Source organism: Gluconacetobacter aggeris (genome assembly GCF_014174395.1).
Classification (GTDB): Bacteria; Pseudomonadota; Alphaproteobacteria; order Acetobacterales; family Acetobacteraceae; genus Gluconacetobacter; species Gluconacetobacter aggeris.
Genome location: NZ_JABEQD010000002.1, coordinates 311,483 through 324,546 on the forward strand (window position 1 = coordinate 311,483; position 13,064 = coordinate 324,546).

Consider the following 13,064-nt stretch of genomic DNA (forward strand, 5'->3'; position numbering starts at 1 on the left):
CACTCCGTTGCAAAAACAAAACATACGCGCAGGCCGCACGGCCTCATTTCTTCGCGACCGGCTCCACCCGATCGAAGACCAGCATCCCGATCACATGCCGCCCATCGTCCGAGGCGACGGTCATGACCAGCCGCGCCCGGTCCGCGGACAGCGCCCAGCGCGTCACGACGACACGCGCCGTATCGCCGGTCCTGACCCCGTGCGTGACCACCAGCATCGGCCCCTCCCGCCGTGCCGCGACGGTGCGCAGCGTGCTGGTCCCCAGCACAGTCCGCTCCGGAAGCGTCACAACGCGGCCATCGGTCGGCAGTTCGAGCGTCAGATGCTGCACCCGCCCCCGCGCCATCGCGACGATGACATCCGTGATACGCTCCCCCCGGTCGATGATCGTATCCGTCCGCGCCTCCGGCTCCTGAAGATCGCGATAATCGCTTTCCCCCTCATCCAGGCGCCATGTTCCCGAAAACCCGGCCGGCTCCCGCCCAAAGGCCGGCAGGCCGAGGCAAGCGGCGAACAGAACAATCAGAACGCTCTTCATCATCGGGCACCCGGCGCCACCCAGGACGCCCCCCACCGGCTGGGCTTCGCTCCCATGACGAAATGCAGGGTGCGGCCATCCACCATGTCCCGATAGGCCACCATGGGCGATGCCAGCGGCACGCCATCCAGGGTCGCCGACCGGATATAGGGCGCCTCCGCCGCGCCACGGTCCGCCACGACGCTGAACACCCGCCCATCCCCCATCCGCAGACGCGCGCGAGAGACCAGGGGCGACCCGATCATGTAGATGCCGGACGCCGGATTCACCGGATAGAACCCCAGGGCCGAAAACACATACCAGGCCGACATCTGCCCGCAATCATCGTCGCCATCCAGCCCGGACACACGGTCGGCATATTCGGTCCGCATGATCGCGCGCACCCGCTCCTGCGTCTTCCACGGCTGCCCGACGAAATCGTAGAGATAGGGCACATGATGCGACGGCTCGTTGCTGTGCCAGTTGTAATCGCCGTCGAAATAGCGATCCAGCCGCGCGGCCAGGGCATCCCGCCCGCCCATCAGTCCGATCAGCCCGCCGACATCATGCAGCACGTCGAACGTGTAGACCCACTTCCCGCCCTCGGTCCATCCAACATCCGGCCCCGCCCACGACCCGTCGAGATTGCGCGCCTGCATGAACCGCGTGGCCGGATTGAAGATGGTCCGATAATCCAGCGACCGGCGCAGGAAATGTTCATAATCCGCCTGCCTGCCGACCGCCCTGGCCACCTGCGCCACACACCAATCGTCATAGGCATCGTCCAGCGTGCTGGAGGCCGCCTCCGCCGTGCGGTCGGCCGGTACATAGCCCAGCCGCAGCGCATAACTCAGCCCGCCCCGCGCCTCATACGGCGTGCCCGGCTTGCGGTCGCGCCAGTCGTTCGTCCCGTCGCCATCGGGCGGCACCGTCGCATCCTTGCGCACCGCCTCCCAGGCCAGGGCCCGGTCGAAGCCCGCAAACCCCTTGCCGATCGCTTCCGCCACCAGCGAATCCGCATGGGTGCCGATCATGATGTTGGTATAGGACGGGTTGGGCCATTTCGGCATCCAGCCCCCCTGCCGGTAATCCTGCAACAGGGCCTGGACCATCCCGCCGATGCGCTCGGGCGCCACCAGCGTCAGCAGGCTGAATTCGGCCCGGAACACATCCCAGGTCGCAAAATCGGTATAGCTGTCGCCCTCATGCACACGGTCGTCGAATGCGCTGTAATAGCGCCCATATTCCGAAAGCGACCTGGGGTAGAGCAGCGCATGGTACAGCGCCGTATAGAAGATATGCCGCTGCTCCGCGCTCAACCCTTCGACCGCAATCCTGTCCAGCTTCTCCTGCCAGACATCATGCAGCGCCCTGCGGACGGTCTCGAAATCCCACCCCGGAATCTCCCGCCGCAGATTGTCCCGCGCCTGCTCCACGCTGATGAAGGAGGTACCCACCCGCACCTCAACGTCATCCGCCCCCGCATCGAAGGTCGCAAACGCCCCCGTCGGCCGATCCGGCGCCGGCGTGGCCGGATAGGTGCTCATCGTCGCCGGGCGGCTGAACTGAACGACGAAATAGCCCCGAAAATTCGGCAGCTTCAGCGGGCCGAGATCGGCATCCGAACGGCGCGGATTATACCCCGCGATCTCGCCCTTCGCCTCGTCCACCCGCACACCGCCCGTCACGCCCGCGCGGCTCGCCTCCACCAGTACCCGCCGCGCCGTCCCGGCGGGAAAGCGGAAGCGGAACAGCGCCGAATGCGCCGCGGCCGTCATCTCGGCACGGATCGCCTGCCCGCCCGCCCCCATGACGACCCGATAATAATCGGGCCGTGCCACCTCGTCCCGATGGCTGAACGGCAATGCCCGCTCGGCAGGCAGGGTCCGGGCCTCGCCGCTCTCGGGCATGATCACCACGTCACCATAATCCCCCATCCACAACGCCGCCTGATGGGTGCCGGCAAAGCCGGAAATGGTCCGGTCCTTGTGATAGTAGGACAGGCCAGGGTGGCCGCTCTGCCGCGTCTGCGCCACCCAGCCCGTCATGCCGAAGGGCGGCGTCACCACCGGCATGGTGCGCCCATAGCCAATCGGGCCGCCGCCGGTCCCGATCAGCGGATGCACCACATCGACCAGATCCTCCGCGCAGGCCGCACGCCCCACGACCGATCCGGAAACCAGCAGCAGAACAGCGGCAAGAACGGCATGGCGCCTCACGGTGACGACACCCCCAGCAGACGGGTAAAGGTCGCAAGCGGACACACAGCCCCGCCCCCACAGCCCGGCACGGCCAGATAGGCCATATCCGGCGGATCGCGCTCATCCCCCGCCCGCTGCCGGCCGGGCGTCTGCGACTGGAACATCACTTGCACAACCGGATGCCCGCCCCGCGCATCCGTCAGCAGGGCAAAGCCCAGCGCACTGCCCACCGGCACATCATCCATCGCATAGCCCGGCGCATGCACATGCAGCCCAAGCTGCGCCAGCAGCGGCACGATCGTGCTGTCATGCCCCAGCCATACCGCCACAGCCGGGCCGTCGGCACGGGTCAGGCCCGCCACGATCGCCGGGCGCAGCTTCTGGCTGAGCACCGGCGCCAGCGCCGGCAATCCCGTCATCACATGCAGCATCGCCGCATGCAGTCCGGACAGGCCGGCAAAATCCTCATCGCGCACGGCCCCCCACGCGGCCGAAGCAGCAGACCGGCCGGACAAGGAGCCCAGCATGATCGCCTCCGCCGCCGACGACGCCGGCAGCAACGATCCCGAAAGGGTCAGATGCCGACCCGACGCATCGACATCCAGCACCGCCGGCGCCCCGTCATCGACGCAAAGCGCCCCCCGCCCAGGACAGCCCATCAGCCGCCGCAGCACCGCAAGCCCCTCGCGCGGCGGCCCCGCCAGCAACCCGGCGGCGGCGGCTTCTGCCCGCAGGCGCGGCAGCAGCGCCCGCACATCCACCTGGCCGGCAGCCGCTTCAACCGGCGCGAACATCCCATCCGGCACACCGATCGGCTCATGACGCACCGCAACCGGGCAACCCGGCGCCAGGCCCATGGCAAACGCCTCGGCACTGGCCACCGTCCGCCGGCTGGAATTCGCCCGCAGCCGCAGCGCATCGGGCGCCGGGCAGCCGCCGGCCGCAAATCCCGGCACGTCATTGCCCGCCAGCAGCACCCGCTCCCACGCCCCCAGCAGGCGCATCTGCGCCGCCCCCTCCGGCGTCAGGTCGCCCGGAATCCCCGTCCACACCGGCCATGCGTGATCGACCAGCGCGCGCGACGGCACCTGATCGGCCAGCGGCGAGCGCAGGCCATGCCGCACCACCAGCACCAGCCGGCGCAGGCGCAGCGCGTCGGCCGCACGCGGCGCGATCGCCGCATCCCGGCAGGATGCCGGCGCGGTCACCGGGTTGCAGCGCGCCGCCAGCCCGGTCCCGAACCCCACGCGATAGCCCGTCCAGCGCGCCGGCTCGAAATCCGGGTAATCGGTGCTGACAAGCTGGGCACCGCTGGCCAGCGCCGCATCGCGCCGCGCCGGGTCGCCGCTGCGCCCTTCCCGCGTATCCGCATCGGCGCGCGTCCGCACCAGCATGTGCCGGCGCACCAGTGCCGCAATCGCCTCCGGCGGCCCGTCATTCAGCTCGGTGAAGGCCGCATCCTCGGCATCGGGCGGCGCATTGGTAAACGCAACCCGCCCGCGCAGCCCCGGATGATCCTTCAGATACAGGTCACGATTCGACCGCTGATCCAGCAGAAAAATCACCTTCCCCCGCGCGGCATCCACACCCGGCCAGCCACGCGCCGCAACGGCGTTCCGCAGGCTCGCCGCCTCACCCCGCACCCGGTCGGGCGTCAGCAATTCCCCCGGCGCGAAGACGGAACGGATCTCCCCGTCCAGCGCATCGAAGCTCCGGGCGGTAAAATGCTCGGGCTCGGTCAGCGGCGGCCGCGATCCCTGTTCGATCTCCAGCAGCACGAACAGCGGCAGATGCCCCGGATGCGCCCGCGACCACGCCCGTATCTGCCCCAGACAGGCCAGCAGCGGCTGGCAGGTCGCCCGCTGATCGATATCGGGGATATGCATCACCTTGAAGCCGGGGCGCCGCATGACGGCCCCATCGCCCGTCTCGGCGGGCGGCAACCCCGCCTCCGCCAGCCAGCGCGCCGATTGCGGATGCGCGAACCGCCCGCCCACACTGTCCGCATAGACATCCAGCTCGATCTGCCGGATTCCCCGGTCGAACTGCGCCGGCAGGTCCGCATGCGCATAGTCCAGCCCCTGCGCCGCTTTCGGGTCCCGCCGCGCCAGCAGCGCCGCGATCTGGGGCGCCAGCCCGGCATGATAGCTGTTATGCGACCCGATCACCTGGATCTGGTCCAGCCGCACTCCCTCCGCCGCCCCGGATGCCGGCGCCACCACCGGCATCAGCAGCAGCGCCAGCAAACACCCCCCCGCCACGCACCCGGCGCGACGGGGGAACCGGACGGCCATCAGAACTGGCCCATCAGCGACAGGCGGAAATTCCGCCCCAGGATCGGCCGCGCCAGGAATACATTCTGCCCCGCCTGCGAACTCAGCACCTCGCCCGCACGCGGATTGCCCTCCGTCAGGCCAAGCGAGTCGTTGAGGTTCTGACCGGAGAGATTGAAGGTCAGATAAGGCGTGATCGCATAGGTCGCACCGAAGTTGATCACCGTATAGGCCGGCAGGCGCTGGGTATTGGCCACATCGGCATAGCGCAGCCCGTAATGCTCGATATCGGCCTGCAACAGCAGCCTGCCGTCCAGCAGATGCAGGCGCGGCGTCACGCGAAACATCACCGGCGGCGTCCGCAGCAGATGGTTGCCGGTATAATCCAGCAGATTGGGCGACCCGTTGCTCAGCACCAGATAGCGCATCTTGCCGAACCGCGCATTCTGCGCGGTGCCGGAGAACACCACGTCGACATACTTGCCGGGGCGGATCGTCCCCTCGAATTCCAGCCCGTACGTATGGGTGGTCGCCGTGATCGCCTGCTGGTTGTACGACCCCGTCTTCACGTCGAAGACCAGATTGTTGATCCCGTAGCTCGGATAGTCGGTATTGAACCCGGTCAGGAAAAGATCCGCATAGCGCGACTGATATTTCACGCCGCCTTCATACATGAAGATCTTCTGCGTGATCGGCACCGCCACCGGATTGGTGATGAAAGACGCCAGGCTGGGCAGGCGATAGGCACGCGTGAAGCGGGCAAAGAACCCGAGATTGGGCTGAAGCTGGTAATTCACGCCGATCGTGCCGCCGAACCCGGCGAAACTGGCATGATAGGGCGTATAGACCCCGTTACCCGACAGCATGTTTGACAGGTAAGGCGCCGCACCCGCCACCACACTGTGGCTACCTTCCACCAGGCCGCTGGTCCGCTGCGCCTCATAGCGCACGCCGGCATCCACCCGCAGCTTCTTCGTGATGGCCCATTCATCCGTCGCATAGCCCGCAACGTCGGTATCGTCGCCATGCCCGTTGGCAAATTCGGTGCCGTAACGGGTATAGCCGTTCTGGGTGATCGACCCCACGACATTGCCCGCCGCATCCACGGCATCGATATTCAGGCGCTGGGCATGCGACGTGGTGTCCAGCAGCATGTTGGCCGAATAGCGCGTGAAATCCTCGTTGAAATACGTAACGAACGCCCCCATCGCCACATCATGATGGCCGAGGAACGAGAAGGATTTCTCCAGCTTGAAGTCGTTCATGACCTCATGCTCGTTCATCCACACCGCGCGCAGCGAGGCATCCGTCACATAATTGTTGCCCGTCACCGCCGAGGTGAATTGCTGGCTCGGATCATTCAGGTAACGCAATTGCCAGCCGGTAGCGCCGGCGAACATCGACCCGGCACTGGCCAGCCCGGCCAGACGCGCGCCGGCCTGCGTCACCGCGCTGGGCGACAGCACGGTCCAGGTCGCATTCATCGCGCGATAACGGAACGTGTCGGACAGATGCCACCCGTCCGCCAGATCATGCCTGAAACCGGCCGTCACCTGATGGAGGTTGATATGGATGCCGCTCTGCAGGTCGATATGCTTCGTGCTGCCGCCAGGACCTGGCAGATACGCATTCTCCAGCGCCGAAGACGAATAACTGCCGGTATTGGCATCGAACCCGGGAAGCGACGTGATGTTGCCCGACTTGTCATACGTCACCGGAATGTCGGGAAAGAACGTGGTCCGGTCGTCCATGTGCTTGTAATCGACGAAGACGCTGCCGCCATGGCTGAAATCGCGACTGATATTGGCGCGGATCTGCCCGCCCGAATTGGCGCGGAAACCGGGGTCGCGCACGCCGTTCTCCACCCGGTAGAACCCGCCCAGGCTCCAGCGCCAGGCACCGGCCGGTCCACCCAGCCAGGCATCGGTGCGGTACAGCCCGTCATCGCCGAACGTCTGCTTGGCCAGCCCCGACAGCTTGCTGGTCCCCCGCCGCGACAGGAAATTGACCAGCCCGCCCGGCGCATTCTGCGCGACGATCGAGCTCGGCCCGCCACGCACCACCTGGATCTGCTTCATCGTCTCGTCGATACGAAACGAATCATCGGCGTTCAGATACCCCAGAGCCGGGTCCGACTGGATCGGCAACCCGTCTTCCTCAAGCTGGACCGATCCATACCCATCCACCGGAATACCGCGCGCCCGGATATTGGCACCCACTTCACCGCCCGAGGCCTCGACCCAGAAACCGGGCGTATTCTTCAGCGCCTCGGACACCGAAGACGTCCCCCGCACACGCAGATCTTCCTGCGAAATGGTGGTGATCGCGTAGCTGGCATCGATCTTCCGCTGCTTCCTGGTCGACGCACGGCCGGTCACGATCACGGCCTCGCCTTCCCGCAGCGATGCCGGCGTGGCCGAGGCCCGCGCGGCGCGTTGCAGCAGCCACACCCCATCCGCCTTCGACCGTACCGAAATCCCGGTGCCCCTGAGCATGTCGTCGAGCGCCTGCTCCGGCGTCTTTCTGCCTTGTACGGTGCCGGAGCGGACATTTTCCACATCATGCCCATCCACCGCCACATGCACGCCCGACTGGCGGCTGAACTGCGTCAGGGCAGAAGCAAGCGACTGCGCCGGGATGGAAAAATCCCTCTCGGCGGATGATTGCGCAACGGCCGCGGAAGGCAGCACCAGCGGCAGCGTGGCCATGGAGGCCATGGCCAGGCCAAAGACATGGAAGGGAGGGAAAGCGGCACCGAACACAGGTCGAGGGCGCGGGTTCTTTCTTTTCACAGGATCTATCCGGGCTTTTCATGGTGGATGGAGGACACCAGTGAGTTGCCCCACGCCCCGAATTTCCGTCTCCCGTTTTCGTGAAAGTTAAATGACAACCGGAATGGATCGGAACCTGCCCGTGCCCGCAGGGCCGCACCCGCCATGTGTTTCCGAGCCCCGGAGCGGAGCAACCCAACGCGCCCGTCCAGGCCGGATCTCAGACAGGATCTCAGAAAATATCCAGCCGCCGTGCCGACGCCACATAATCGACATGCAGCACGCCCCGCGCCACCCGCGCGAACGTGTCGGGATCATCGAGCGCGAACGAGCCCATCAGCACGCGCCCGCCCGCCTGGCCATGCACCATCAGCTTCTTCGCGTTATACCGGTTGAAGATCGCGGCGGCGTCGCCAAGCGTTTCGCCCTGCAATTCCACCACGCCGCGTTCCCAGTTGGTGGCCCGTGCCAGCTCGTCCGCCGTCAGGCCACGCAGCCGGGGGGGCGATCCCGCCCCCATGGTCAGGCAATCCCCGGCCCGCAGCGTGAACCGCTCCCCGGTCCCCTGCCGGATCGCCACGGCACTGCCCGAAAGCAGCAGCCCGGTCGTCCGGTCCCCCGCAATCGCGACCTGCACCCGCCCGACCGAACGAAATGTCAGGCTCCCGGCATCCAGTCGCGCCACCCGCCGGCTCGACAGCACACAGCGCCCATCCAGCAGCCGCGCAGCCGCCCCCCCCACCAGCAGGCCGGAAAAGCAGTCGAGCCGCACCGTCCCGCCCGCCATCTCGATCGAGCGCGGCGCCGCGTCCCGCACGCTGTAGAATCGCCCCATTTCCCGCGACGGCGCCGGCCATGCGCCAAGCGCCAGACCCGCCGCCGAGGCCACCATCGCCCGGCGCGACAGGCTCCGCGCCCGCGCGGGCAAGGGGTGCAGGGCGGCAAATGCTTCCGGGGGGCGAACGGCCAGGGACGCACCGGCCCCGGCACCCGGCCTCAGCGCCGCCGCGCGTTCCGTCGCCTGCCACACCACCTGCGCCCGGATCATCGCGCCACGATGGCGGAGATCGGCGCCCAGCCAGCGGTCCAGCTCCCCCTGTTCCCCGGCGGTCAGCGCGGCACGGTCCATCCGCGCCACCCAGTCCGCGGCGATGCTCTCAGGCGTTGGATTTTCCCGTCCGCAGGTCACCGGGCCCATGCCCGCCGCCCTGCGCCGGAAGATCCCGGCCGGCATAGGCCATGCCGATGATCCTGAGCGCCCTGGCAAGCTGCTTTTCGACCACATTCTCCGAAACATTCAGGTGAAGCGCACATTCGCGTTGTGAATATCCATAAAAGCGGCGCAACACGAACACGTCCCGGCACCGGTCCGGCAGGTCACGCGCGACCTGGTCGAGAAAACGCAGTTCCTGCCGCGCGGTCACCGACCGTTCGACCGCCTGCCCCTGGTCGGGAATCTCCGCGCCCGAAAAATCGGTCAGGGAATCGAACGAGACGATCCGTGCCTTGCGATAGTGTTGAAGAACCAGATTGCGCGCCACAGCAAAAAACCATGCACGCGGAAATCTGATGGACGCATGGTCGGCTTCGGCAAGCTCCACCCAGGCCTGCTGGATGATATCGTCGCTCTCGATCCCCGAAAAACGCCGCAGCCAGCTCCGCACATCCCCCTCATGCGGAAGAATATGGGTCGCCAGCCAATGATTTCGCTCTTCCGGAAGCAATGGACCACATCCAGTCGCACAAGGACGGCGCGTCGATAGCATGCGGTCCCGGCGAGAAATGTGATAAACTCGTGACATCCATAGCCGCCCCGCCGCGCGCCGCGGCATGGAAGTCGCCCCTGTGGCGCGTTATGATCGGACCATGCCGATCCTGCCCTATATCGTCGCCGCCACCTTCTTCATGGAGTATCTCGACTCCACCATCATCGCCACGGCCCTGCCGGCGATGGCGCGCAGCTTCCATGTCGGCCCCAACGAACTCAGCCTGGGCATGACGGCCTATATGCTCACCCTGGCGGTCTTCATCCCCGTCAGCGGCTGGATGGCCGACCGTTTCGGCTCGCGCACCATCTTCGCTACCGCCGTGTCCATCTTCACCGCCGCCTCGATCCTGTGCGGCTTCGCCGGCAGCGTGAACATGTTCATCGCCGCCCGGGTGCTCCAGGGGCTGGGTGGCGCGATGATGGTGCCGGTCGGGCGTTTCATCGTCATGCGCAATACCGAGACCAGCCGCATGATCCAGGCGGTCTCGACCATCACCTGGCCGGCGGTGGCGGCCCCGGTGGTCGGTCCCACGATCGGTGGCATGATCGTGACCTTCACAAGCTGGCGCTGGATCTTTTTCATCAACCTGCCGCTGGGCCTGGCGGTGCTGGGCGTCATCTTCGCCGTGGTGCCGCAACAGTTCGGCGAACGCCGCCCGCTGGACTGGGGCGGCTTCGTGCTGGGCGGCCTGGCGCTGACATCCATCCTGCTGGGCACGGAGCTGGCCAGCAACACCCGGGCCAGCCTCACCCTGGCCGCCCTGCTGTTCGGCGGCGGCCTGCTGCTGGCCATCGCCACCCTGCGCCACGCGGCGGCCAGCACCCACCCGCTGCTCGATTTCGGGCTGTTGCGCCACCCCACCTTCAGCGTCACCATGGCGGCCGGCACGCTCTCGCGCCTGACGATCGACGCCATCCCCTATCTGGTGCCGCTGCTGTTCCAGATCGGCTTCGGCCTCACCGCCTTCCATGCCGGGTCGCTGATGCTGGCCTTCGCGCTGGGCAATCTGGGTATGAAGATGTTCACCACCCGCATCCTCCAGCGCTTCGGCTTCCGCGCCACGGCCGCCGTCAACGCGGCATTGGGGGCGCTGTTCGTGCTGCTGGCGAGCACCATGGTGCCCGCCACCCCGGTCACCATGCTGCTGCTGGTGCTGCTGGGCTGCGGCATCACGCGCTCGATGCAGTACACGCTGCTGGCCACGCTGGGCTTCGCCGATATCGGCGCCCAGGAAAAGGGTGCGGCCAGCACGCTCCTCAGCGTCAACCAGCAGATGTGCATCGGCATGGGCGTCGCCTTCGCCGCCCTCACCCTGCGCCTGATCGCCACCCTGCGCGGCGAACACCCAGCGACCGACGCCTTCACCCAGACCGACTTCCACTGGGCCTTCCTGGTCGCCGCAATCCCCCTGATCCTGTCGATCCCCGGCTACCTGCGCCTCGACCGCACCGCCGGCGCCGCCCTCCGCCAGGCATCCTGATACCCGGACAATCAGAAGATCAGTCCGAAAAAATGAGTGCCGGAAACGTGGGCTGGTGAGCGAGAGTGCCGCGCGCCGGATCGCCGCCAGCGCGCGTTTACGGCCACAAACTCAGAGGATGAAGCGGCTGAGGTCGCCCTTCCGGGCCAGCGGCTCCACCCGATCGCGCACATCGGCGGCGGTAATCCGCACGGTCTGGCCCGATCGGTCTGCCGCCGTGAAGGACACATCCTCCAGCAGCCTTTCCAGCACCGTCGCCAGTCGCCGCGCGCCGATATTCTCGACCCGCTCGTTGATGTCGGCGGCCAGCTCCGCCAGCGCATCCACCGCATCGTCCGAGAAATCGAGCGCCAGCCCCTCGGTCCCCAGCAGCGCCGTATATTGCTTCAGCAGCGAATGTTCCGGCTCGGTCAGGATGCGCCGCAGATCCTCGCGCGTCAGCGGCGAGAGTTCGACGCGGATCGGCAGCCGTCCCTGCAATTCCGGCAGCAGGTCCGACGGCTTGGCGATATGGAACGCGCCCGAGGCGATGAACAGGATATGGTCCGTCTTCACCGGCCCGTATTTGGTCGAAACCGTGGTCCCCTCGATCAGCGGCAGCAGGTCGCGCTGCACGCCCTCGCGCGAGACATCGCCGCCCCGGAAGCCGCTTTCCGACGACCGGGCACAGACCTTGTCGATCTCGTCGAGGAACACGATGCCATGATCCTGGGCATGCGCCACGGCCTCGCCGACCAGCGCGTCATTGTCCAGCATCTTGTCCGCTTCCTCGCGGGTCAGCGCCTCGCGCGCTGCCGAAACGGTCATCCGCCGGCGCTGGGGCACGCGGTTCATCAGCCCCTTCATCATGTCGGAGAAATTGATGACGGTACCGGGCTGCATGTTGGGCATCTCACCCATGCCGGGGCCGCCTTGGGCATCGGCGACCGAAATCTCGACCTCCTTCTCCTCCAGTTCGCCCGCGCGCAGCATGCGGCGGAACTTGTTCTTGGTGTCGGCCGAGGCCCCCTCGCCCACCAGCGCATCGACCAGCCGGTTCTCGGCCTCCTGCTCGGCCCGCGCCTGCACGTCGCGGCGGCGCAGGTCGCGCAGCATGTTCAGCGACACTTCGACCAGATCGCGCACGATGCTCTCGACATCGCGACCCACATAGCCGACCTCGGTGAACTTGGTGGCCTCGACCTTCAGGAACGGCGCCTGCGCCAGCCGCGCCAGCCGCCGGGCGATCTCGGTCTTGCCGCAGCCGGTCGGCCCGATCATCAGGATGTTCTTGGGCACGACCTCATCGCGCATGCCATCGGCCAGTTGCGCCCGCCGCCAGCGATTGCGCAGGGCGATGGCCACCGCGCGCTTCGCATCGCCCTGGCCGATGATGAAACGATCGAGTTCCGAGACGATCTCGCGCGGGGAATGGTTGGGAATATCCATTATGCGTCCTCCCTTCCCTTTTCACCCAGCGTCTCGAGGATCACCGAATGGTTGGTATAAACACAGATCTCGCCGGCAATGCGCATCGCCCGCCGCGCGATCTCGGCCGCCGACATCCCGTCCACTTCCGCCAGCGCCCGCGCGGCCGACAGCGCATAATTGCCGCCCGAACCGATGGCGATGATGCCATCCTCGGGCTCCAGCACGTCGCCATTGCCGGTCAGGGTGAAGGAGCGTTCCAGATCGGCCACCGCCATCATCGCCTCCAGCCGGCGCAGATAGCGGTCCGTCCGCCAGTCCTTGGCCAATTCGACGCAGGCGCGCTCAAGCTGGTTGGGAAAGCGCTCCAGCTTGGCCTCCAGCCGCTCCAGCAGGGTAAAGGCATCGGCGGTGGCACCGGCAAAGCCGGCCAGGATGGTGCCGGCCGGCCCGATCCGCCGGACCTTGCGCGCATTGCCCTTGATGACGGTGGCGCCCAGCGTCACCTGCCCATCTCCGGCCATAGCCACCTCTGCGCCACGTCGCACGCACAGGATCGTCGTTCCATGCCAGCCGACTGGATCATGGGGGGTCGCGTGTATGTTCTGCATGACTGACAGAGATAGGCCGTTCGCGCCTCAGGACA

General features: G+C 66.9%; 9 protein-coding genes. 1 reads left to right on the forward strand and 8 read right to left on the reverse strand.

The annotated features are described in order from the left end of the window. Positions 1-43: 43 nt before the first annotated feature. The 6 genes from HLH36_RS04085 to HLH36_RS04110 form a co-directional block, all read right to left on the reverse strand. A complete protein-coding gene (locus tag HLH36_RS04085; protein ID WP_182985182.1) occupies positions 44-541 on the reverse strand; it encodes a hypothetical protein in 498 nt (165 codons plus the stop codon). Continuing rightward, positions 538-2,736 (reverse strand): GH92 family glycosyl hydrolase, encoded by a 2,199-nt coding sequence (locus HLH36_RS04090; RefSeq protein WP_182985183.1) that lies wholly within the window; start codon positions 2,734-2,736, stop codon positions 538-540. The genes HLH36_RS04085 and HLH36_RS04090 overlap by 4 nt, the downstream gene beginning before the upstream one ends. Continuing rightward, entirely contained in the window at positions 2,733-5,012 is a 2,280-nt protein-coding gene (locus HLH36_RS04095) for a Ca2+-dependent phosphoinositide-specific phospholipase C (RefSeq protein WP_182985184.1), read from the reverse strand. The genes HLH36_RS04090 and HLH36_RS04095 overlap by 4 nt, the downstream gene beginning before the upstream one ends. Beyond that, positions 5,012-7,699, reverse strand: coding sequence for a TonB-dependent receptor domain-containing protein (locus tag HLH36_RS04100; protein WP_182985185.1), 2,688 nt, complete (start codon positions 7,697-7,699; stop codon positions 5,012-5,014). The genes HLH36_RS04095 and HLH36_RS04100 overlap by 1 nt, the downstream gene beginning before the upstream one ends. Positions 7,700-7,994: 295 nt before the next feature. Next, a complete protein-coding gene (locus HLH36_RS04105; RefSeq protein WP_182985186.1) occupies positions 7,995-8,960 on the reverse strand; it encodes a FecR/PupR family sigma factor regulator in 966 nt (321 codons plus the stop codon). Next, positions 8,920-9,486, reverse strand: coding sequence for an RNA polymerase sigma factor (locus HLH36_RS04110; RefSeq protein WP_182985187.1), 567 nt, complete (start codon positions 9,484-9,486; stop codon positions 8,920-8,922). Before HLH36_RS04110 ends, HLH36_RS04105 begins: the two co-directional genes overlap by 41 nt. Positions 9,487-9,607: 121 nt before the next feature. On the opposite strand from HLH36_RS04110, the gene HLH36_RS04115 reads away from it, so the two are divergent. Continuing rightward, complete coding sequence (locus tag HLH36_RS04115; RefSeq protein WP_338030386.1) at positions 9,608-11,011, forward strand: MFS transporter; 1,404 nt, start codon at positions 9,608-9,610, stop codon at positions 11,009-11,011. Positions 11,012-11,122: 111 nt separating this feature from the next. On the opposite strand, the gene hslU is transcribed toward HLH36_RS04115, so the two are convergent. Then, the gene (gene hslU / locus HLH36_RS04120) at positions 11,123-12,439 is read right to left on the reverse strand and encodes an ATP-dependent protease ATPase subunit HslU (RefSeq protein WP_182985188.1); all 1,317 of its coding nucleotides are present in this window, start codon (positions 12,437-12,439) and stop codon (positions 11,123-11,125) included. Next, positions 12,439-13,029: an ATP-dependent protease subunit HslV gene (gene hslV / locus HLH36_RS04125; RefSeq protein WP_182964410.1), complete on the reverse strand. Its 591-nt coding sequence runs from the start codon at positions 13,027-13,029 to the stop codon at positions 12,439-12,441. Before hslV ends, hslU begins: the two co-directional genes overlap by 1 nt. Between the last annotated feature and the right edge of the window lie 35 nt (positions 13,030-13,064).

Excerpts from the sequence above, each read along its gene's own strand:
- HLH36_RS04085 (WP_182985182.1), bottom strand. The coding sequence starts at position 541 with ATGATGAAGAGCGTTCTGATTGTTCTGTTCGCCGCTTGCCTCGGCCTG.
- HLH36_RS04095 (WP_182985184.1), bottom strand. The coding sequence starts at position 5,012 with ATGGCCGTCCGGTTCCCCCGTCGCGCCGGGTGCGTGGCGGGGGGGTGT.
- HLH36_RS04100 (WP_182985185.1), bottom strand. The coding sequence starts at position 7,699 with ATGGCCACGCTGCCGCTGGTGCTGCCTTCCGCGGCCGTTGCGCAATCA.
- HLH36_RS04105 (WP_182985186.1), bottom strand. The coding sequence starts at position 8,960 with ATGGGCCCGGTGACCTGCGGACGGGAAAATCCAACGCCTGAGAGCATC.
- hslU (WP_182985188.1), bottom strand. The coding sequence starts at position 12,439 with ATGGATATTCCCAACCATTCCCCGCGCGAGATCGTCTCGGAACTCGAT.
- hslV (WP_182964410.1), bottom strand. The coding sequence starts at position 13,029 with ATGCAGAACATACACGCGACCCCCCATGATCCAGTCGGCTGGCATGGA.